Source organism: Tepidiphilus sp. HLB4 (assembly GCF_054823945.1).
The window spans coordinates 45,161-66,370 of record NZ_JSYB01000007.1 but is presented as its reverse complement, the minus strand read 5'-3'; the positions used below and the strand labels follow the sequence as shown (position 1 = coordinate 66,370).

General features: G+C 67.9%; 20 protein-coding genes. 10 read left to right on the top strand and 10 right to left on the bottom strand.

Annotation, left to right across the window (positions count from 1 at the left end):
- The first annotated feature begins 18 nt into the window (after positions 1-18).
- Genes OA56_RS01855 through OA56_RS01840 form a run of 4 tightly spaced genes read left to right on the top strand, consistent with a single transcriptional unit; the run spans position 19 to position 4,773 of the window.
- Positions 19-1,161, top strand: a complete 1,143-nt coding sequence (locus tag OA56_RS01855) for a D-alanyl-D-alanine carboxypeptidase family protein (protein ID WP_055423276.1) — start codon at positions 19-21, stop codon at positions 1,159-1,161.
- A gap of 56 nt (positions 1,162-1,217) precedes the next feature.
- Positions 1,218-1,823 (top strand): lipoyl(octanoyl) transferase LipB, encoded by a 606-nt coding sequence (lipB, locus tag OA56_RS01850; RefSeq protein WP_055423396.1) that lies wholly within the window; start codon positions 1,218-1,220, stop codon positions 1,821-1,823.
- A gap of 12 nt (positions 1,824-1,835) precedes the next feature.
- Positions 1,836-2,792 carry a lipoyl synthase gene (gene lipA, locus OA56_RS01845; protein WP_055423275.1) on the top strand — a complete coding sequence of 319 codons (957 nt, stop codon included), beginning with the start codon at positions 1,836-1,838 and terminating at the stop codon, positions 2,790-2,792.
- Positions 2,793-2,802: 10 nt separating this feature from the next.
- The gene (locus tag OA56_RS01840; protein WP_055423274.1) at positions 2,803-4,773 is read left to right on the top strand and encodes a UvrD-helicase domain-containing protein; all 1,971 of its coding nucleotides are present in this window, start codon (positions 2,803-2,805) and stop codon (positions 4,771-4,773) included.
- Here OA56_RS01840 and dsbD read toward each other — a convergent pair.
- The gene (gene dsbD, locus OA56_RS01835) at positions 4,770-6,599 is read right to left on the bottom strand and encodes a protein-disulfide reductase DsbD (protein ID WP_055423273.1); all 1,830 of its coding nucleotides are present in this window, start codon (positions 6,597-6,599) and stop codon (positions 4,770-4,772) included. The genes OA56_RS01840 and dsbD overlap by 4 nt on opposite strands.
- Complete coding sequence (gene cutA, locus OA56_RS01830) at positions 6,596-6,934, bottom strand: divalent-cation tolerance protein CutA (protein ID WP_055423272.1); 339 nt, start codon at positions 6,932-6,934, stop codon at positions 6,596-6,598. Before cutA ends, dsbD begins: the two co-directional genes overlap by 4 nt.
- Before the next feature lie 95 nt (positions 6,935-7,029).
- On the opposite strand from cutA, the gene paeA reads away from it, so the two are divergent.
- Complete coding sequence (gene paeA, locus OA56_RS01825; protein ID WP_141056112.1) at positions 7,030-8,358, top strand: polyamine export protein PaeA; 1,329 nt, start codon at positions 7,030-7,032, stop codon at positions 8,356-8,358.
- 1 nt (position 8,359) lies between these two features.
- On the opposite strand, the gene OA56_RS01820 is transcribed toward paeA, so the two are convergent.
- Both OA56_RS01820 and OA56_RS01815 read right to left on the bottom strand, forming a co-directional pair.
- Positions 8,360-8,575 (bottom strand): glycine zipper 2TM domain-containing protein, encoded by a 216-nt coding sequence (locus tag OA56_RS01820; protein WP_055423270.1) that lies wholly within the window; start codon positions 8,573-8,575, stop codon positions 8,360-8,362.
- 79 nt (positions 8,576-8,654) lie between these two features.
- Positions 8,655-9,170 (bottom strand): lipid-binding SYLF domain-containing protein, encoded by a 516-nt coding sequence (locus OA56_RS01815; protein ID WP_408646100.1) that lies wholly within the window; start codon positions 9,168-9,170, stop codon positions 8,655-8,657.
- A gap of 270 nt (positions 9,171-9,440) precedes the next feature.
- On the opposite strand from OA56_RS01815, the gene OA56_RS01810 reads away from it, so the two are divergent.
- Together OA56_RS01810 and OA56_RS01805 are read left to right on the top strand one after the other, a co-directional pair.
- Positions 9,441-10,592 carry a glycosyltransferase family 4 protein gene (locus tag OA56_RS01810; RefSeq protein ID WP_055423268.1) on the top strand — a complete coding sequence of 384 codons (1,152 nt, stop codon included), beginning with the start codon at positions 9,441-9,443 and terminating at the stop codon, positions 10,590-10,592.
- Entirely contained in the window at positions 10,589-11,404 is an 816-nt protein-coding gene (locus OA56_RS01805) for a DUF2334 domain-containing protein (RefSeq protein ID WP_461583261.1), read from the top strand. Before OA56_RS01810 ends, OA56_RS01805 begins: the two co-directional genes overlap by 4 nt.
- Here the strand turns inward: OA56_RS01805 and OA56_RS01800 are convergent.
- Genes OA56_RS01800 through OA56_RS01775 form a run of 6 tightly spaced genes read right to left on the bottom strand, consistent with a single transcriptional unit; the run spans position 11,327 to position 17,245 of the window.
- Entirely contained in the window at positions 11,327-12,346 is a 1,020-nt protein-coding gene (locus tag OA56_RS01800; protein ID WP_461583260.1) for an alpha-hydroxy acid oxidase, read from the bottom strand. The genes OA56_RS01805 and OA56_RS01800 overlap by 78 nt on opposite strands.
- 2 nt (positions 12,347-12,348) lie before the next feature.
- The gene (locus tag OA56_RS01795; RefSeq protein WP_461583259.1) at positions 12,349-13,029 is read right to left on the bottom strand and encodes a Fe2+-dependent dioxygenase; all 681 of its coding nucleotides are present in this window, start codon (positions 13,027-13,029) and stop codon (positions 12,349-12,351) included.
- 43 nt (positions 13,030-13,072) lie between these two features.
- Positions 13,073-15,265, bottom strand: a complete 2,193-nt coding sequence (locus tag OA56_RS01790) for a TonB-dependent receptor (protein ID WP_055423265.1) — start codon at positions 15,263-15,265, stop codon at positions 13,073-13,075.
- A gap of 38 nt (positions 15,266-15,303) precedes the next feature.
- The gene (locus tag OA56_RS01785) at positions 15,304-15,726 is read right to left on the bottom strand and encodes an ExbD/TolR family protein (RefSeq protein WP_055423264.1); all 423 of its coding nucleotides are present in this window, start codon (positions 15,724-15,726) and stop codon (positions 15,304-15,306) included.
- 12 nt (positions 15,727-15,738) lie between these two features.
- On the bottom strand, positions 15,739-16,506 hold the full coding sequence (locus OA56_RS01780) for a MotA/TolQ/ExbB proton channel family protein (RefSeq protein ID WP_055423263.1): 768 nt from the start codon (positions 16,504-16,506) through the stop codon (positions 15,739-15,741).
- 19 nt (positions 16,507-16,525) lie between these two features.
- Entirely contained in the window at positions 16,526-17,245 is a 720-nt protein-coding gene (locus OA56_RS01775) for an energy transducer TonB (RefSeq protein WP_055423262.1), read from the bottom strand.
- 245 nt (positions 17,246-17,490) lie between these two features.
- Between OA56_RS01775 and OA56_RS01770 the strand changes: the two genes are divergently transcribed.
- From OA56_RS01770 to OA56_RS01760, 3 genes are read left to right on the top strand one after another with little or no spacing between them, the layout of a single operon-like run.
- Positions 17,491-19,470 carry an AMP-dependent synthetase/ligase gene (locus OA56_RS01770; protein WP_055423261.1) on the top strand — a complete coding sequence of 660 codons (1,980 nt, stop codon included), beginning with the start codon at positions 17,491-17,493 and terminating at the stop codon, positions 19,468-19,470.
- Positions 19,471-19,481: 11 nt separating this feature from the next.
- Positions 19,482-20,264, top strand: coding sequence for an ABC transporter ATP-binding protein (locus OA56_RS01765; protein WP_055423260.1), 783 nt, complete (start codon positions 19,482-19,484; stop codon positions 20,262-20,264).
- Positions 20,265-20,277: 13 nt separating this feature from the next.
- Positions 20,278-21,204, top strand: a complete 927-nt coding sequence (locus OA56_RS01760) for a branched-chain amino acid ABC transporter permease (RefSeq protein ID WP_055423259.1) — start codon at positions 20,278-20,280, stop codon at positions 21,202-21,204.
- Positions 21,205-21,210: the final 6 nt, after the last annotated feature.

Here is a 21,210-nt window from a genome sequence, read left to right as displayed (position 1 = left end):
TGTCGTAGGAGTCGGAGCGTGAGGTTTCCTCGGACGATTCAGGCTTTGTTTGCGTTCTTTCTGGTGTGCTGGGTCGCAGTGGCGCAGGCGGTGGTGCCGCCCATCACGCTCAATGCCCGGCAGTGGGTGCTGATCGATGCGCGCACGGGCGAAGTGCTCGCCGGCAAGGATGCCGACCAACCGGCCGAGCCGGCCTCCATCACCAAGCTCATGACCGCCTACATCATCTTCGGTGCGCTGCGTGACGGGCGTCTTCGGCTCGACCAAAGCGTGCCCGTCTCGCCCACGGCGTGGAAGATGGGCGGTTCGCGCATGTTCATCGACCCCAAGATGGCGCCCACGGTGGAGCAGCTGCTGCGCGGCATGATCATCCAGTCGGGCAACGACGCTTCCGTGGCCTTGGCCGAGGCGGTGGCCGGCAGCGAGGAGGCCTTCACCGCCCTCATGAACGATGCGGCGAAGAAACTCGGCATGAAGAACTCGCACTTCATGAACGCGACCGGCATGCCCGATCCGCAGCACTACATGAGTCCGCACGACATCGCCCTGCTCGCGCGCGCCCTCATCGACGAGTTTCCCCAGTTCTACAAGATCTATTCGGAAAAGGAATACGTCTTCAACGGCATCCGCCAGCCCAACCGCAACCGCCTGCTGTGGCTCGACCCCAGCGTCGATGGCATCAAGACGGGGCATACCGCCAGCGCCGGCTACTGCCTGGCCTCTTCGGCGCAGCGCGAGGGGCGCCGGCTCATCGCCGTGGTGCTGGGGGCGCCCTCTGACGAGGTGCGGGTACAGGAATCGCTCAAGCTGCTCAATTACGGCTTCCAGTTCTTCGATGCCGTCAAACTCTACGATGCCAACCAGACGGTGGCCACGCTGCGCGTGTGGAAAGGCGAGAAGAAAGAAGTGCCCGTGGGCTTCACCTCCGACGTGGTGCTGACACTGCCGCGCGAAGACGCCAAGCACGCCCAGGCGCGCTTCGTCGGCGAAGAGCCGCTGCTCGCGCCCGTGAGCAAAGGGCAGCCGGTGGGCCGGGTGGAAGTGACCGTCGAGGGTAAACCGCTCACCACGCTCACCGCGGTGGCGCTCGAGGACGTGCCGCAGGCAGGATGGTTCGGCCGCGCCTGGGACGCGCTGGTGCTGTGGCTCAAGCGTTGGTGAATCCTACCTCGGTGCACTGGCTCGGCCGGCAGTCCTACCAGCCGGTGTGGCGCGCCATGCAGCGCGCCACCGCCGAGCGCGGGGGAGATGCCCCCGACCGGCTGTGGTGCCTCGAACACGAGCCCGTCTATACCCTGGGGCTTGCCGGCCGTCCCGAGCACCTGCTGCCCCAGGGGCGGGCATTGGGGATCCCCGTGGTGCACATCGACCGCGGCGGACAGATCACCTATCATGGCCCGGGGCAGCTCATCGTCTATTTTCTCCTCGATCTGCGCCGCCGGGGTTTGAGTGTGCGCGCCCTGGTGCACCACATCGAGCAGAGCGTGATCGACCTGCTCGCCAGCTGCGGCCTGCACGGCGAGCGGCGTGAGGGCGCCCCTGGCGTTTACCTCGCTGGCGCCAAGATCGCCGCGCTGGGGCTGCGGGTGAAGAATGGCTGTACGTACCACGGGCTCTCGCTCAACGTGGACCTCGACCTCTCGCCTTTTGCCGGCATCAATCCCTGCGGCTATGCGGGGCTCGTCACCACGCGCCTGCGCGATCACGGCATCGATTGGAGCGTGCGCGAGACCGCCGAGCGGCTGCTCGGGCCGCTGCAGACCTGGCTCGGGCCGCTTGCCTGGAGCGCTGCTCCCGACCCCTGGGCCCCGCCCTCTTCCTGAAAGGAACCGATCATGGACCGACCCGTCGATGCGCCCGAGAAAGCCCGCGGTGCTCAAAAAACCGCCCGCATTCCGATCAAGATCGTCCCCAAGGCACCACTGCCCAAACCCGAGTGGATCCGCGTGCGCCTGGCGGGCGGCGAAGAGGCCGAACGTTTCCAGAGCATCAAGGCGACCTTGCGCGCGCACCGGCTGCACACCGTGTGCGAGGAGGCCTCCTGCCCCAACATCCACGAGTGCTTCGGCAAGGGCACGGCCACCTTCATGATCCTGGGCGACGTCTGCACGCGCCGCTGCCCCTTCTGCGACGTGGCCCACGGCAAGCCGCTGCCGCCGGATCCGGCCGAGCCCGAGCACCTCGCGCGCACGGTGGCGGCCATGCGCCTGCGCTACGTGGTCATCACCAGCGTCGACCGCGACGACCTGCGCGACGGCGGCGCGGCGCACTTCGCCGCCTGCATCCGTGCCGTGCGCGAGCATTCGCCTTCCACCCGCATCGAAGTGCTGGTGCCGGATTTCCGCGGCCGGCTGGAGGCGGCGCTGGAAGCCTTCGCCCACGATCTGCCCGACGTGATGAACCACAACCTGGAAACCGTGCCCCGGCTCTACCGCCAGGCGCGGCCCGGGGCCGACTATGCCCATTCCTTGCGGCTGCTGGCGGAATTCAAGGCGCGCCATCCCGAAGTGGCGACCAAGTCCGGCCTGATGGTGGGGTTGGGCGAAACCGACGAGGAGATCGTGCAGGTGATGCGCGACCTGCGCGCGCACGGCTGCGACATGCTCACCATCGGCCAGTATCTGCAGCCGTCGTCCGGGCACCTGCCGGTGGAGCGCTACGTTCCGCCCGAGACCTTCGCTGCCTTCGAGCGCGAGGCACTCGCCCTGGGATTCCGTCATGCCGCCTGCGGGCCGCTCGTGCGTTCTTCCTACTGGGCCGACCGCCAGGCGCAGGAAGCGGGCGTGGCCTGACCCGGCGCGTATGGAGCTCAATGCGGCGCAGCGCGCGGCGATCACCCACCTCGACGGCCCCTGCCTCGTGCTCGCCGGGGCCGGCAGCGGCAAGACGCGCGTCATCACGCACAAGATCGCCCACCTCATCCAAAAGGTGGGGCTCGCCCCCCGGCACATCGCCGCCATCACCTTCACCAACAAGGCCGCTCGCGAGATGCAGGAGCGGGTGGCGGCGCTCCTGGGCGGGCGCCTCCCCGGCGGGCTGACCGTGAGCACTTTCCATGCGCTCGGTGTGCGCCTGCTGCGCGAGGAGGCGCCGCATCTCGGCCTCAAGCCGAGATTCTCCATCCTCGATCCGGCCGATGCGCAGAACGTGCTCGCCGAGCTCCTGCCCGCGGCCGAGCGCGGCATCGTGCGCCAGCTGCACTGGCGCATCTCACAGTGGAAGAACGCAGCGGTCGAACCGGAGGAGGCCGAGCAGCTCGCCGGCGACGAGCTCGCCGCGGCCGCGGCGGCGGCTTACCGCGACTACGAGCGCACGCTGCGCGCCTACCACGCGGTCGACTTCGACGATCTCATCCTCTTGCCCCTGCGTCTGCTACGGCGCGATGCCGAGGTGCGCGAGCGCTGGCAGAACCGGCTGCGCTACCTCCTCGTCGATGAATACCAGGACACCAACCGCACCCAGTACGAGCTCCTGAAACTGCTCGCCGGGCCGCGCGAAGCCTTCACCGCCGTGGGCGACGACGATCAGGCGATCTACGGCTGGCGCGGCGCCGACGTCGAGAACCTGCGCCTGCTCGCGCAGGACTACCCCCGGCTGCGCGTCATCAAGCTGGAGCAGAACTACCGCTCCAGCCGCCGCATCCTCGCCGCCGCCAACACGCTCATCGCGCACAACGACAAGCTCTTCGACAAGCGCCTGTGGTCCGAGCACGGCGAGGGCGACCCGGTCACCGTGTTCGCCTGCCGCGATCCCGAGCACGAGGCCGAATGGGTGGCGGCGCGGCTCGATGCCCACCGTTTCCAGCACCGCGGCCGCTGGCGCGACTATGCCATCCTCTATCGCGGTAACCATCAGGGGCGGCTCTTCGAGCAGGCCCTGCGCCAGCACAAGATCCCCTACACCCTCACCGGCGGGCAATCCTACTTCGACCGCGTCGAGATCCGCGACGTCATGGCCTACCTGCGGCTGCTGCTCAACGAGGACGACGACCCGGCCTTCGTGCGCGCCGTCACCACGCCGCGGCGCGGCATCGGCCCGGCGAGCATCGAGGCCCTGTCGCGCTACGCCGGCCTGCGCCACCTGAGCCTGTCGGCGGCATTGCGGGAAGAAGGCGCGGCAGCGCACGTGCCGGCCGCGGCGCTGCAGGCCCTGCGCACCTTCGCCGGCTTCCTCGACCGGCTGCGCTGGCGGGCTGAGCGCGAGCCGGCCGCCCGGCTCCTCGAAGAGCTGCTCGCGGCGATCGACCTCGAAGGCTGGTATCTCGCGCACGGGCAGCCGCGCGAGGCCGAGGCGAGGGCGCGCTCGCTGCGCGACTTCGCCGCCTGGGTGGGGCGCAAGGGAGAGGAGGAAGGAAAGACGCTACTCGAGCTCGCGCAGACGCTCAACCTCGTTGCCCGGCTCGACGAGGGGGAAGACGATGCCGACGCGGTGCAACTCGCCACCCTGCACGCGGCCAAGGGGCTGGAATTCAAGCACGTCTTCCTCGTCGGCGTCGAGGAGGGCATCCTGCCGCATCAGGCGAGCCTGGAAGAAGAGCGGATCGAGGAAGAGCGCCGGCTCATGTACGTCGGCATTACGCGTGCGCAGCGCAGCCTGACGATCACCTGGTGCGAGCGCCGGCGCGAGGGCAAGGAATGGCGCAGCGTGGAGCCGTCGCGCTTCATCGCCGAGATGGGCGATGGCGTGCAGACGCGGCGGCGCGACGAGCCCGTGGCCAAGGAAGACGCCCAGGCGCGGCTGGCGCGTCTGCGCGCGATGCTCGAAGGCGGCTAGCGCCCCAGCCAGCGCTCGAGCCGCGGCAGCAGCTCGTCGGGGCCGAGATAGCCGGCCACGCGCAACTCGCTGCGCTCGGCGCCGCCGGGTGAAAAGAAAAGGAGCGCCGGCGGCCCGAAGAGCTCGAAGCGGCGCAACAGCGCGCGGGCGGATTCGTCGGCGGCGGTGACGTCCGCTCCGACACGGACCACTCCAGCCAAGCGCTCGCGCACGCGGGGATCGTCGAGCGTGACGCGCTCCAGTTCCAGGCAGGAGACGCACCAGTCGGCCCGCACGTCGACCAGCACGGGGCGATCGCTCGCGCGCACGGCCGCCTCCAGCTCGGCGAGCGAGCGCACCGTGGGAACCTGCTGCGCCGGTGCCGCTGCGGCGGAAGCGGCCGACAAGCGCAGCGCGAGCGGCTGCAGGGGGTCGCGTCCGCCGGAGAGCAGGCCGATCAGGGCGACGATGCCGTAGGTGGCGAGCGCCAGACCCACGGCCTTGCCCAGGCGTCGCATGGCCGACGCCTGCGGGGGTAGGGGGTCGATCGCGTGCAGGAAGACGCCGGTGCCCAAGGCGAGCAGCGCCCAGCCGAGCAGCCACAGCCAGTCCGGCGCCACTGGCCGCACGATCCACCAGGCGAGTGCCAGCATCAGCACGCCGAAGGTGCGTTTCACGCCCGTGAGCCAGGGGCCGGAGCGCGGCAGGAGTTCCCGCGCGCCCATACCCACCGCCACGAGCGGCGCCCCCATGCCCAGCCCCAGCGCGAAGAGCGCCCAGCCGCCGAGCCAGGCGTCTCCCGTGCGGGCGATGTAGAGCATCGCCCCGGCGAGCGGCGCGGCCACGCAGGGGCCGACCACCAGCGCCGAGATCGCTCCCATGAAGGCCACCCCGAGATAGCGCCCGCCCGGCAGCCGCCCGGCGGCGGCATCGAGCCGGGTCTGCCAGGAGGACGGCAGCTGCAGCTCGTAGAGGCCGAACATCGACAAGGAGAGCAGCACGAACACCAGCGCAAAGCCTCCCAGCACCCAGGGCGTCTGCAGGGCGGCCGAGAGCATCGTGCCCGACAGCCCCGCGAGCGCCCCCGCGAGGGCATAGACGGCGGCCATGGCCAGGACGTAGGCGAGCGACAGGCCGAACGCCCGTCCGCGCGAGACGTGTTCCTTGCCTCCGACGATGATGCCCGAGACGATGGGGATCATGGGGAAGGTGCAGGGCGTGAAGGCGAGCAGCAGCCCCAGCCCGAAGAAGGTGGCGAGCATGGGGGCCCAGTGGCGTCCGGCGAGCGCCTGCGCGAGCCGCCCACTCTCATCGGCCGGCAACGCGCTCGCAGGCGGCGCAGCCTCGGAGGTCGCAGCGGGGGACGTCTCCACGGCACCGCGCAGCCGCTGTAGCAAACTCGCGGCAGGAGGGGCGGCGGCCACCTCGAGGTCGGTGACCACCGGCGGAAAGCAGATGCCACCGTCCCAGCAGCCTTGGTAGGTGAGGCGCAGGTGCTGCGGGATTTCGCCTTCGTAGGGAAGGGGGATGGCGACACGGTCGCGGTAAACGTAGACGTCGCCGAGGAATTCGTCCTGCTTGGCTTCCCCCGGGGGCAAGCGCGGAGCGTGCAGCTGCGCTCCGGCAGGGGCCGTGGCGGTGAATTTCAGCTTGTCGCGATAGAGGTAGTACCCCTCGCGGATGGTGAAATCGACGACGATGGAGTTCTCCGCCCCGCGCCAGGCATGCGGGACGAAGGCTTCTTCCGGCGGCACCGGATCGGCGGCGCGCGCGACGAACGGTGCGAAGAGGAAGAGCAGGGTCAGCAGGCAATACGGCAGGCGTGACCGAGAACGAAGACGGTTCATGCGGAATCCTCGGGTGCGGGCAGGGTCTGCGCGGCGACCCACTCCAGGTAAGCGGGCAGCCCCGCCGACACTGGGACCGCGACGATCTCCGGGAGTTCATAGGGATGCAGCGCGCGCAGGCGCTCCTGTAGCGCCTGGTAGCGCACCGCGGTGGTCTTCAGAAGCAGCAGGGCTTCCGCGTCTTCATGCACCTTGCCTTGCCAGCGGTAGAGCGAGCGCAGGCCGGGGACGACGTTCACGCAGGCGGCGAGCCGCTCCTCGACCAAGGTGCGGGCGAGCTCGCGCGCCGTGTCGGGGTCGGGGGCCGTGCAATATACGAGCAGGATCGTGTCCATCGCCATCGTTCCTCGTGACAGTTTTCCATTATATCGCCCGGTGTCGCCGGGCTTCCTCGCTATAATGAATACGTTACGAAGGAAAAATTTTCATCATGACGATCCTCTTCGTCCTGCTGCTGCTCGTATTGGCGAGCGCGTTCTTCTCTCTGGCGGAGATCTCGCTCGCCGCCTCGCGCCGGCTGCGCATCGAGATGTTGGCCAAGGAGGGCAATGCCGCGGCGAAACGGATCCTGCACCTGCAGGACCAGCCGGGTCACTACTTTACGGTGGTACAGATCGGTTTGAATGGCGTCGCCATCCTCGCCGGGGCGGTGGGCGAATCCTCGATCACGCCCTCGCTCGAACCGCTTGCCGCCCTCGTGCTCCCTCCTGAATACGCCGGCTCGGTCGCCTCCTCGATTGCCTTTCTCGCCGTGACGCTGCTCTTCGTCGTGCTCGCCGATCTGGTTCCCAAGCGCCTTGCGCTGCTCGCCCCCGAGCGCATCGCCCTGGTGGTGGCCCCGCCGATGACGCTGCTCATGCGCCTGCTGCACCCCCTGGTGTGGGCGATCGATGCGCTCGCCTCCGCCGTGCTGCGCGTGGCCGGCGCGCCGGAGCGGCGGCGCGAGGAGGTTACCGTCGACGAGATCGTGGCGCTCGCCGATGCGGCCACGCGCGCCGGGACGCTGCTCGCCGAGGAACAGAAACTGGTGACGCGCGTCTTCGAACTCGACGAACGCACCGTGCGCACCGCCATGGTGCCGCGTGACGAAATCGTTTACCTCTTGGTGGGGGAGGCCGAGGAGAGCATCCGCAAGAAACTGCGCAACCATCCGCACGGCAAGTTTCCCGTGTGCGACGGCTCGCTCGATCGGCCCGTGGGCTACGTCGATACGCGTGATCTCTTTCTCTCCATCATCGACGGCGAGAAAGTCTCGCTCACTGCCGAGATGGTGGTACGGGATTTGTTGGTCTTCCCCGATACGCTCACGCTGCTCGAAGCGCTGCAGCGCTTCCGCAGCGCGGGGCAGGATTTCGCGCTCATCGTCAATGAGTACGCCATCGTCGTCGGTCTGCTCACCCTGCGCGACGTGATGGATACGGTGGTTGCCGTCGACCCCGTGGTGGGGCGCGAGGAAATGATCGTGCAGCGCGATGCCGACTCCTGGCTGCTCGATGGGCTCACCCCTATCGCCGAGGTGGCCGAGGTGCTCGGCATCGACGAATTCGAGGGCTCGGAGCACTTCGAGACCATTGCCGGCTTCATGATGTACCACCTACGCAAGGTGCCCAAGCGTACCGATGCGCTCGAATACAAGGGTTATCGTTTCGAGGTGGTCGATATCGACAACTATCGTATCGACCAGCTGCTGGTGACGCGCCTGGCGCCGCCGTCGGAGGCGGCGCCAGCGGCGGAAGGCGCAAGGGCGCCTGCTTCCTGAGTCATTTGCCGATTTGGTCGCCGATGAGACCGCCGATGGCGGCTCCACCGACGGTTCCCAGCACGCCGCCGTCGGAGACCGCCGCCCCGACCACGCCGCCCACGGCGGCTCCGCCCACGGCGGCTTTCTCGCGGGCCGACATGCGATCCCACGTGGCGCAACCACTCAGTACGCCCAAGGCGGTGGCAGTGAGCGCGAGGAAGAAAACCCGTTTCATGTCCACTCCCTTCGTGATTCGAACGTTTCCCTTTTATACCGCAAGCGGCGTTCGGGAGATGTTTCGGAGTGTCAAGCGCTCAAGGCTGCTTGATACGGGTGATCTTCGTGCCCTCGATGTTGATGCCGCCCATCAAGCCTTGCTGGTCGAAGATGAAGGCATAGGCGTCGTCGCGCAAGGTGGTGGTGGAGAGGTTCGCGGCCACGCCGGTATCCACCAAGGTGACGGTTGGGCCGGTGCCCAGCTCCCAGCCTTGGCTTTCCTCGAGGTATTTCAGCGCCTTGTCGTTCATCAAAAAGAGCGCGTAACCGTAGGACTGGGCGCCGAGCTGCAGCCCCCAGGAGGCGGAGACGGAATTGTAGAAGCCGCGCACCTTGCCATCGACGAAGAGCACCCCTTCGCCGTAGCTGCCGCCGAAGACGAGCCCTGCCTTGATGATGTTGGGGAACACCAGCACGCCTTTGGCCGATTTGGCGATGGCATCCGCCGCGGGGTTGATCTTGCGCAGCGTGGCGAGTGCTTCGCGGGCGTCGCGGATGAGCTCTTCCTGGTTGGTGGCCGCTTGCGCCGGCGGCAGGATCAGGACGAGGCTCATGGCGATGAAAAGGGCGTAGAGCCAAGGAGTGAGACGTCGGCTGTATTGGATCATCGTTTTTCCCTCCAGGGAATGAACAAAGTGTGCACGCCCCTCAGCTTAGGACATGGAAGAATGGCCTGCCAGAACGAAAACGAGACGAAATGTTGCAGGGTGGCTCCCATGTCCGTGCAAGAAAGATGACATGAGGGGGTCTCGCTTGGGCGGGGGTGGCGTCCAGGGGCAAGTCGGCGTTACACTTGCGGCAATTTTCTCTTGACCGGACAGTTCATGCATCTTGCCGATGTCACGTTGTTCTACTCGGAATCGAGCGGAGGCGTTCGGACGTATCTGGAATCGAAGCGGCGCTTTCTTTCCGCCATCGAAGGGGTGCGGCACACCTTGGTGGTTCCTGGGGCCGAAGATCGCTCCGCACCCGGCTGCGAGACGATCTCGGCCTGGCCCATTCCTTTTTCCACCGGCTACCGCTTCCCCTTGCGCCCCGGACCGTGGGAAGAGCGGCTCGTGGCGCTTTCGCCCGACGTGATCGAGGCGGGAGACCCTTACGTTCCCGCCTGGGCGGCGCTGTCGGCCGGCGAGCGGCTGGGGGTGCCGGTGATCGGTTTCTACCATTCGGATTTGCCACGCCTCGTCGAGCGGCGCTTCGGCCGCGCCTGGGGTTTGGCGGCGGCCGCCTACGTGCGCAAGCTCTACCGGCGTTTCGACCGGGTGCTCACGCCCAGCCGCACCATGGTGGAACATCTGGCGGCGCTCGGCGTGGAGGGGGCGATCGCCCAGCCCTTGGGGGTGGATACGCAGATTTTTTCGCCGGCGCGGCGCGATCCCGCTCTGCGTGCCGAACTGGGCATTCCCCAGGCGCGCTGCCTCATGGTCTTCGCCGGCCGTGGTGCGCGCGAGAAGAATCTCGACGTGCTGCTCGCGGCGACGCGGCTCTTGGGCGAGGACTTCCACCTGCTGCTCGTGGGCAGCGCCATGCCGCACCGGGTACCGGAAAACGTGACCGTGGTCGATCGCTTCGTCGGCCGTGAGGACGTCGCCCGCATCCTCGCCAGCGCCGATCTGCTGGTGCACGCCGGCAATCAGGAGACTTTCGGTCTGGTGGTGCTCGAGGCGATGGCAAGCGGCATCCCCGTGGTCGGCGTAGCCGGCGGGGCCGTATCCGAACTGGTGCCGCCCGAGGCTGGCCGGATCGCGCCGAGCCTGGATGCGACGGTCTTTGCACAGACGGTACGCGACTTCGTGCGCGAAGTCGATCTTGAAGAGGCCGGGCGGCAGGCGCGCGCCTGGGTGGAACGCCGCTACGCCTGGCCGGCGGTGCTTCCCGGACTGCTGGAGCATTACCGCGCCTTGTGCGGGGTGCCTGCATTGCTGCCGGTGCCGGTGGATGCAGAAGTGGCCGATGCCTGGCAGGGGGGGCGATGAAGGCGCTCTTTTCCGTGGTGCTGCACGACGTGGCCCCGGCCACCTGGCCGCTTTATGCCGACTTTGCCGCGCGCGCAGCGGCGCTGGGCGTGCCATTGACGCTCTTGGTGGTACCCGACTACCACGGGCAAGGGACGTTCGACCGCGATCCCCGTTTTTGCGCGGCGATCGAGCGGGAACTGGCCCGCGGCGGCGAGGCGGTGCTGCACGGCTATTTCCACGCCGACGAGTTGCCCTGCCGTGGTCTGGCCGATTTCGTGCGCCGCCGCATCCTTACCCACGAGGGGGAATTCGCGGCGATCTCCGAATCAGAGGCCCAGGCACGGCTCGAACGGGGACTCGCGCTCTTCTCGTGCCTGGGCTGGCCGGTGGAGGGCTTCGTCGCGCCGGGTTGGCTCTTGGGCGAAGGCGCCTGGCGCGCGCTCGCGGGCTTTCCCCTGCGCTACACCAGCTCGCCGCGGCGGGTGTATGGGCGCGCGGGCGAGGGGTGGTGTCCGATCGATGCGCCGAGCCTCGTGTGGAGCGCCCGCAGCGGCTGGCGGCGGCTTGCCTCGCAGGCGGTCAATGAGCGCTGGCTGAGGCGCAGCGCGAACCGTTCCTGGCTGCGACTGGGGCTGCATCCGGTGGATATGCGCCACGAGCGCTCGCGCCGTTTCTGGGAGCGGGCGATGCGCGCGCTGCTGGCCGAACGCATGCCCTGCACCAAGGGCGAGGCGCTGCGGCGCTTGGCGCCTCTACCGCAGGGCGGCGACGGCGGCGTACTCGTCGCGCAGCAGCCGCAGGCAGCGGGCCACGCCGTGGGCGCCCTCTAGGGCAAGCGCTGCCACGTAGGGGCGGCCGACGAGCACGGCCGATGCGCCCTGCGCCAGGGCTTTGGCGACGTCGCTGCCGCGGCGCACGCCGCCATCGAAAAGCACGGTCATCTTTTCTCCCACGGCCCGTGCGATCGGTTCGAGCTGGGTGAGACTCGCCGGGGCGGCATCGAAAGTTCGTCCGCCGTGGTTGGAGACGGCGAGGCCGTCGTAACCCAGCCGCGCCAATGCCTCGGCGTCTGCTTCGTGCAATACGCCTTTGGCCAGGAGGGGCTGCCGCAGGCGATCGCGCAGCCAGGCGAGATCGTCGCGCGTGGGGGCGAGCGCAAGGAGGGCCGCCAGGTCGTGCGTGCGCTGCGTCGGCGCCTGCGCTTCGAGGTTGGCTGGCGCCGCCCGCGGCGGCAGGCGAAAACCGCTGCGCCACAGCCGCCAGCGCAAGCCTCCGATGGGCGCATCCAGGGTGATCATCCAGGCTTCGGGGCGCAGCGCCGCGGCGCGCTCGATGAGCCGCTCGGTGGCGGCACGATCGCCCTGCCAGTAGATCTGGAACCACAGTGCTTCGTCTTCGGCGAGCTGGCGCAGTTGCGGCCAGGGGGTGCTCGCCAGGCTGGAGACGATGGGCGTGACGCCTTGCGCCAGCGCGGCGAGGACGCTCGCCGCTTCGCCGTCGGGATGGAAGAGGCGCTGATGGGCGATCGGCGCGAGCAGCAGCGGCGAGGCGTGGCGCCGGCCGAAGAGGGTCGGGCCGCCCGGTGGGGTAAAAGGAGTGTCGCGCACGAAACGGGGAATGAGGGTGGCGGCATCGAGCGCCTCGCGGTTGCGCCGCGCCGCCAGTTCCGCCTCGGCCCCGCCGAAGAGGTAGGCGGCGACGTCCGGCGGCAGCCGCTGCTGCGCCAGTTCGAGGTAGTCTTCGGCGCATACGGGCGCAGGAGTGTCGGACACGGCTAGACGCTCCAGCGTCGCAGCAGGTTGTGGTAGATCGTGGAGAAGCGCGCGGCGAGCGCGCCCTCCCCGTGTTCGCTGCGCAGCGTCAGGGTGGCCATGTCGAGTTCGAAGAGCAGGCGTCGTTCGACCGGGTCGGGCACCAGGCTCTGGAACCACATGAAGGAGGCGAGCCGCTCGCCCCGGGTGACTGGCGTGACCTCGTGCAGCGAACTGGCGGGGTAGATGACGATGGAACCGGCCTTGCCCTTGACGCGCTGTGTGCCGAAGAGGTCGTGGATCACGAGCTCGCCGCCGTCGTATTCTTCCGGGGCGCTGAAAAAGAGGGTGGCCGAGACGTCGGTACGCAGTTTGCGCTCGCCCACCAGCCGGATGGCGGCATCGACGTGCGGCCCGTAGTGCTCACCCTCGCCGATGGCGCGGTAGCGGTTGAACTGCGGCGGAAAGATGTCGCGCGGCAGCACGGCGGAAAAGACGAGTGGCTCGCGCTCGAGCGCCTGCAGCACCAGCTGGCGCAAGGGGGCGAGGGTGGGGCAGTCTTCGGCGATCTGCAGGTTGTTCTTGACTTCGCGCGCGAGTGGTCCGGCGCTGCTGCGGCCATCGACCCAGCGCGCCTGCGCGAGCAGTGTCCGGGCGCGTTCGACTTCCGCGGCGGAGAGAACTTCGTCGATCGTCAGGAGCATGGTGTCTTCCGTTGAGGGCGGGGCCAGGAGCCCCGCCGAAAGCTCAGAACTTGAACTCGGCCGTGAGGATCACCGCCCGGTCGGTGCCGGGGACGACGAAGCCGCCGTTGTCGTAGATGGCATCATAATAGACCTTGTCGAAAAGGTTGCGCACGTTCATGCGTACCGTGTAGGAGGGCTGTTCATAGGCGAGCATGGCGTCCCAGCGGGTGTAGGAGGGGGCGACGTTGGGCGAGAACTTGCCGTTTACGAAGGGTCCGTTGGCGGCCATGGGGTTATAGCCATAGCGCTCGCCTTTGGTCTCGGCGCCCAGGCCGGCTTTCCAGCCTGGCATGAAGCGGTAGGTGGTCCACAGGTTGAAGGTGTAGTCTGGCGTGTTGCGCGGCTGCTGCCCCTTGAGGCGCGGGTCGGCGCCGGGGGCCACTTTGAGGATTTCGGCGTCCATCAGGGCCAGGCCGGCGAAGACTTCCCAGCGCTCGGTGATGCGGCCGGCGGCTTCGAGCTCCAGCCCGTCGGTGCGGCGCTTGCGGGTGAGGATGGCGCCGGTGGTCTCGAGATCGGTGTTGCGCTCCCAATCCTTGGTGGCGCGAAAGAGCGCGGCGCGCAGCGAGAGATCGCCTTCGAAGAGCATCCACTTGGCCCCGAGCTCGACCACGTCGCTGCGCTCGGCCGGATATTCGCCGCCGGAGAGCTGGTAGAGGTCGGCGGTGGGGCTGAAGCTGTCGGACCACGAGAGATAGTAGTGCTGGTTGGCGGTGGGCAGCCACGACAGGCCCGCCCGGTAGCTGTTCTCGCCGTAGTCGAGGCTGGGGGAATTGACGTTGCTGTAGTCGGCGGAGAGCTCGTCGCGGCGTGCGCCCAGGGTGAGTTTCCAGCCGGGCAGGAATTCGATGGTGTCCTGGGCGAGCAGCGCGTAGCTGTCGCCGGTGAAATCGGTGGCGCTCGCCTTGGGATCCTCGATGCCGGGGCGATAGAAGGCCGGCGCCCCTGGGGCGGCGAGATTGCGCAGCGAGCGGCGGTGGCTGTCTTCGTTGAGGTATTCGAAGCCGGCGAGCAGCTCGTGGCGCATGCCGGCGAGCGTGAGGGCATGGGTGAGGTCGGATTGCAGCGCCACGGTCCGATAGTCGGTGTTACGCGTTTTCGCGCTGCCGCTCGAGCCGTCGGCCGAGGGCGCGGCTCTGCCTGAAGGGGCGAGCGCCCAGTAGCTGCGGTCGTAGTCGGCAAAGCGCAGCACGGTGCGCCACTCGGTCCCGGGCTGGAAGCGGTGGGTGTAGGTGGCGGTGGCGATGTGCGTGTCGGAGTCATCGAACGTGTCGTCGGTGCCCCAGAAGGCGGAAGTGCCGTAGCGTTTGAGCGGCCGCTTGGTCGTGGAGTCGAAGGGCACGCCGTAGTCGGGATTGTCGCGGGTCTGCAGATAGTAGTAGTTGAGCTGTACTTCGTCGCGCGTGCCCATGCCGTGGACGAAACTCAGGGCCGCGCCCTGGCGGTCGATCTCGGGTTCGGCGCCGTTGGCGGGGTTCTCACGCCAGCTCTCCTCGGTGCGCTTCATGAGGTTCACGCGCAGCGCCGAGTTCTCTCCCAGGGTTTTGTTGAGATCGGCCGTGCCCTCGCGATAGTCTTCACTGCCAAAGGAGCCGGTGAGCTTGTATTTGTCGGCGGGTAGAGGCGCCTTGCTTACCTGGTTGATGATCCCGCCTGCCTGGCCGCGGCCGTAGAGCATGGCCGCCGAGCCGCGCAGCACTTCCACGCTTTCGAGGTTGAAGGTCTCGCGGTTGTATTGGGCGGTGTCGCGGATGCCGTCGAGGTACATGTCGCCGAAGGTGTAGAAGCCGCGCAGCATCATGTTGTCGCCGGAGCGGCCCCCCTCGGCGGCGTTGAAGGTGAGCCCCGAGACGTTGCGCAGGGCTTCGCGCAAGGAGCCTACCTGCTGGTCTTCGAGCAGGTCCTGGGTGAGGATGGTGATCGCCTGCGGGATCTCGTGCGGGTCCTGCAGCGTCTTGCCCACGCGGGTGGTGTGCTTGAGGTAGCCCTGCGTTGCGGTAGGGGCCTCATCGGTGACGGTGACGGTGGGCAGCACCTGGGCGTCGGCAGCGCCCGTCTCGGCGCTTTGCGCGAGCGCCGGCTGCGCCGCGCCCAGGCCGATCAGCATCGCTGCGCCCAGCGGCAGCACCTTGGGGCGAAGAGGCGCGGCGTTTTCCGCTCGCGGCTGGGGTTCGTGCGGAGGGACGGTCGACATCGAAAAAACTCCTTGGGGTTGGGGAAAAGCGTCGTTTTTCAGGGAGCGGGTTCGCCGGGCAGCGTCACGAAGGCGATCTTCGCCAGGCCGTGGCGCGAGGCGGCGGCCATCAGGCGGGCGAGCGCCTCGTAGGGGGTGGCACGGTCGGCCTGCAGCTCCAGGGTGGTTTGGGGTGTGAGCTCGGCGAGGCGCGCTTCCAGAGCCGTCCAGTCGATCGCCTCGTCGTTCCAGTGCAGGGTCTGGCCGTCGGCGGCGAGCCGCAGGCGCAGGCGCTCCTCGTCGCGTTTCGTGTCGGGGGCGCTGCTCGCCTGGGGAAGGTCGACTTTCACCGCGTGGGTCATCAAGGGCGCGGTGACGATGAAGATGATGAGCAGCACCAGCATCACGTCGATGAAGGGCACCATGTTGATCTCGTTGATCGGTTCGGTGTCGCCGGTGCTGTCGAGTCGGGCGAAGGCCATGGGGGTTCTCCGTCAGGAGGCGGTCTTGCGGGCGGGGCGGGGGGCATCGGCATCGAGCGCGACGACGGCGGGCTCGGGCCGGGTCGCTGGGCGCTTGATGCCGGTGACGAGGAAGGTGTAGACGTCGTAGGCGAAGGCTTCCAGCTCCTGCGCGCGGCGACGCTGGATGCGGCTGAAGGCGTTGTAGGCGATCGCGGCCGGAATCGCGGTGGCCAGACCGAATCCGGTCATCACCAGGGCTTCGCCGATGGGGCCGGCCACCTTGTCGAGCGAGGCGCTGCCGCTGGCGGCGATCGCCTGCAGGGCGTGATAGATGCCCCAGACGGTGCCGAAGAGCCCGATGAAGGGGGCGCTGGAAGCGGTGGTGCCGAGCAGCGTCATGCCGGCCTCGTCGCGGGCGCGGGCTTCGTCGATGGCGCGGCGCAGCGCCCGGGTGAGGAGCTCCTGAGGCTCGCCGCGCTCCCCGAGCGGCCCGGGGCGCGCCGCGGCGTTTTCGCCGGCCCGCTCGAGGCGTTCGAGCACCTCGAGGCCGTGATGCACGAGGTGCGAGGCCGGGTCGATCGCGCCGTGTTCCCGCAGGTCGCGCGCAATCTCGGCCAGGTCGCCCGCGTTCCAGAATCGGCGCAGAAACTGGGCGGCGCGCCGCGACAGGCGCAGATGCAGCGCCGTCTTGGCAAGGATCACGGCCCAGCTCAGCACGGAAAGCAGCGCGAGCAGCAAGAAGATGAAGCGGCTCACGCCGTCGCCTTGGGCGAAGAAATGCAGTAGGGATTCGTTCATGGGTGAGGCTCCGCAAGGGTCAGGATGAAGAAAGGGAGAAAGCGATGGGGACGAGCACGGTGGCTTCGACCGGGGTGTCGCCGCGGCGCGCGGGGACGAATCTCCAGCGCTCGACGGCCTCGCGCGCGGCCCGGTCGAGCCGGTGGTAGCCGGAAGAGCGCTCCAGTTCGACGCGGCGTGGCGACCCGTCGGCGCCGACCAGTACGCGCAGGATCACTTTGCCCTGCTCGCCGAGCTGGCGCGATACCGGGGGGTAGGAGGGGCGCGGATTGGCGAGATAGGCGGCGTCGAAGCGCGGTTCGGTGAAGGGCGCGGCTTCCGTGCTTCCAGTATTGCCGCGCACGGGGGCGGCCGGTGCCGTGTCCGCAGGGGGTGCAGGGTCGCCTCCGGCCTCGTTTGCCGCGACGGACGAGGTTGCGGCCGCAGTCACCGCTTGCGTCGGCGGCGGGCTGGATCTGGCAGGAGTACGGGGCTTGGCCGTCGTGCGTGCGGGGGCTTTCGCCTTGGGCGGGGTCGGCGAGGGCCCGGTGGCCGGCGCAGGTTCGACGGCGGGGGCCGCCGTTGCCGCAGGAGCGGGATCCGGTGCCGGAACGACCCAGGCGATCGTCATGCTCGGGGCGACAGGAGGCGTCTGCACTTCAGGCAGGGCGCGTGCCCCGGCGTAGAGGACCGCGCCGTGCAGCGAGAGGGCGGCGAGGATCGCCCAGGGCGGAAGGACGCGGCGAGGTTCTTGGGTCATGGCTCGGTTCGTGAGACGTTTCTTTGCAAATGATATAGTAAACGATAATCAGTATCAAGTGCAAAAAAGCTATCTCGCGTGTGAGGGGATCCGCGGGCGCTCGCCGTTACATTCGCGTTACGTTTTTGACAAACCCTTGCAAGACTTCGCCGGCACAATGCAGCCGTCGCGTGGAGGGAGACGGCCCCGCCGAAAAAAGAAAACGACGGCGGGGCACACGCTCATCGGATTGGAGGAGGGTTGGCATGGCCGAGGGCACGAAACCGCATGCCCCTGCGATCATTCCGGGTCTGGAGACTTTTCCGCGCCTGCTGCGGCATCACGCCCGCGTACGCGCCGACCGGCCGGCGATCCGCGAGAAGGAATACGGCATCTGGCAAACCTACACCTGGGGCGAGTGCTACGCCCAGGTGCGCGCGCTCGCCTGCGGGCTGGCCGAGGCGGGATTCCGGCGTGGCGATCGCCTGGCCATCGTCGGCGACAACCGGCCACGCCTCTACCTGGCGGTGGCCGCGGCGCAATGTCTGGGGGGCATCCCGGTGCTGCTCTACCAAGATGCGATCGCCGAGGAGATGGCCTACGTGCTGCAGGACGCCGAGGTCAAGATGGCGGTGGTGGAGGATCAGGAGCAGGTCGACAAGCTCCTCGAGATCCTCGACCGCCTGCCCTCGCTCGAGCGCATCTTCTACGACGATCCGCGTGGCATGCGCCATTACACCCAGCCGCTGCTGCAGGGACTGGACGAGCTCCTGGAGGCCGGGCGCATCCACGACCGCAACCAGCCCGATTTCGTCGACGAGGAGATCGAGAAAGGGGAGAGCGACGACGTCTCGGTGATGCTCTACACGTCGGGCACTACTGGCAAGCCCAAGGGGGTGTGCCAGACGCATCGGGCGTTCCTCTTCGCCGGCATGGGCGGGGTGCAGTTCGACCACCTCACCGACCGCGAGGAAGTGCTCTCCTACCTGCCGATGGCCTGGGTGGGGGACCATCTTTTCTCTTATGCCCAGGCTTACGCGGCAGGCTTCACCATCAATTGCCCCGAGTCGAGCGAGACGGTGATGACCGATCTGCGCGAAATCGGTCCCACGTACTACTTCGCCCCGCCGCGCGTGTTCGAGAACCTGCGCACGCAGGTGTGGATCCGCATGGAGGATGCCGGGCGTTTGAAGCAGGCGATGTTCCGCCATTTCATGAAGGTGGCCGAGCGCTGCGGCATCCAGATCCTCGAAGGCAGGCCGGTGCCGCTGCTGCAGCGCCTGCACTACGCCTTGGGCGAGATCCTGGTCTATGGGCCGCTGCGCAACGTGCTCGGCCTGTCGCGCCTGCGCGTGGCCTATACGGCCGGGGCGGCGATCGGGCCGGATCTCTTCCGTTTCTACCGCTCGATCGGCATCAACCTCAAGCAGCTCTACGGTCAGACGGAGACCTGCGCCTACGTCTGCCTGCAACCCGACGGCGAGGTCAAGCTCGACTCGGTGGGCAAGCCCGCCCCTGGGGTGGAGGTGAAAATCGCCGACAACGGCGAGATCCGCGTGCGCGGTCCGATGCTGCTCAAGGCCTACTACAAGCGGCCGCAGGATACGGCCGAGGCCTTCGACGAAGAAGGCTACTTCATGACCGGGGATGCGGGCTTCTTCGACGAGGATGGGCACCTCAAGATCATCGACCGGGCCAAGGACGTGGGAAGGCTCAAGGACGGCTCGATATTCGCGCCCAACTACATCGAGAACAAGCTCAAGTTCTTCCCCCTCATCAAGGAGGCGGTGGCCTTCGGGCACGATCGCCCTTACGTGACCGCCTTCATCAACATCGACCTGGAGGCGGTGGGCAACTGGGCCGAGCGCCGGGGGCTCGCCTATTCGGGCTACACCGATCTGGCGCAGCAGCCGGCCGTCTACGATCTCATCCAGCAGTGCGTGGAGCAGGTCAATGAGGACCTGAGCCACGATCCGCAGATGGGCGGCTCGCAGATCCGGCGTTTCCTCATCCTGCACAAGGAGCTCGACGCCGACGACGAGGAGCTCACCCGCACGCGCAAGGTGCGCCGGCGCTTCATCGCCGAGAAGTACGCCGTGCTGGTCGAGGCGCTCTACGCCGGCAAGGACAGCCAGTACATCGAGACGGCGGTCAAGTACGAGGACGGGCGCGCCGGCAAGATCGCCGCCGAGGTGCGCATCCGCGACGCGAAGGTCTTTCCGCCCTCGCCGCGCCCGCAAGGCTGAAGGAGGAGGAAATGGCGCGAGTCATCGGCGACGTGATCCTCGATCTGCAGAACATTTCGCTGTCGTTCGGCGGGGTCAAGGCGCTCACCAACATCAGTTTCGACGTGCGCGAGGGCGAGATCCGCGCCATCATCGGCCCCAACGGCGCGGGCAAGAGCTCCATGCTCAACGTTATCAACGGGGTGTATCACCCGCAGCAGGGGCGCATCGTCTTCCGTGGCCAGGAGCGGCGGCGAATGAACCCGCACGAGGCGGCGGCGCAGGGCATCGCCCGCACCTTTCAGAACATCGCGCTCTTCAAGGGCATGACGGTGCTCGACAACATCATGACCGGTCGCAACCTCATGATGCGGCGAAATTTCCTGTGGAATGCGCTCTACTGGGGGCCGAGCCGGCGCGAGGAGATCGCGCATCGCAAGCGCGTCGAGGAGATCATCGATTTCCTCGAGATCCAGAACATCCGCAAGACGCCGGTGGGGCGCCTGCCCTACGGCCTGCAAAAGCGGGTGGAGCTCGCCCGGGCGCTGGCGGCCGAGCCGTCGCTGCTGCTGCTCGACGAGCCCATGGCCGGCATGAACGTGGAGGAGAAGCAGGACATGTGCCGCTTCATCCTCGACGTGAACGAGCAGTTGGGCACCACCATCGTGCTCATCGAGCACGACATGGGGGTGGTGATGGACATCTCCGACCGGGTGGTGGTGCTCGATTACGGCCGCAAGATCGGCGACGGGCCGCCCGATGAGGTGCGCAACGATCCGGTCGTGATCGAAGCCTATCTCGGCGCCGGGCATTGAGGAGGAGCGGACGATGGGATTCTTTCTGGAAGTGCTGATCGGCGGTCTGCTGGCCGGCATGCTCTATGCCCTGGTGGCGCTGGGATTCGTGCTCATCTTCAAGGCGTCCGGCGTGCTCAATTTCGCCCAGGGGGCGATGGTCTTCTTCGCCGCGCTCACGTTCGTGGGGCTCACCGAGCGTCTGCCGGCCTGGCTGGGGCTTTCGCCCGAGTGGGCGGGGCTTTTCTGGGTGGCGTTGGTGCTCACCGCCGTCGTCATGGTGCTGCTCGCCTGGCTGGTGGAGCGCTTCATGCTGCGCAAGCTCGTCAATCAGCCGGCGATCACCCTCTTCATGGCCACCATCGGGCTGAGCTATCTGATCGAGGGGGTGGCGCAAGGCATGTGGGGGGCGGTGGTGCGTGGGCTGGATCTGGGCATCGCCGACGAGCCGGTGATGGGGCTGCTCGAGCGCTACAACCTCATGATCTCCAAGTTCGATCTCGTCGCGGCCACGGTGGCCGGGGTGCTGGTGGCGGTGCTCGCGCTCTTCTTCCAATATACCAAGGTGGGGCGGGCGCTGCGGGCGGTGGCCGACGATCACCAGGCGGCGCTGTCGATCGGCATTCCGCTGCAGCGCATCTGGGTGATCGTGTGGGCGGTGGCCGGGTTCGTGGCCATCGTGGCCGGGCTGGTGTGGGGCTCGCGCAACGGCGTGCAGTTCGCGCTCACCTATACGGCGCTCAAGGCGCTGCCGGTGCTGATCCTCGGCGGGCTCACTTCGGTGCCCGGCGCCATCGTCGGCGGGCTCATCATCGGGGCGAGCGAGAAACTGGCCGAAGTGTATCTCGGGCCTTTCGTGGGCGGGGGGATCGATTCGTGGTTTCCCTACGTGTTGGCGCTCGTCTTCCTGCTGATCCGGCCCGAGGGGCTCTTCGGCGAAAAACACATCGACCGCGTCTGACGGTAT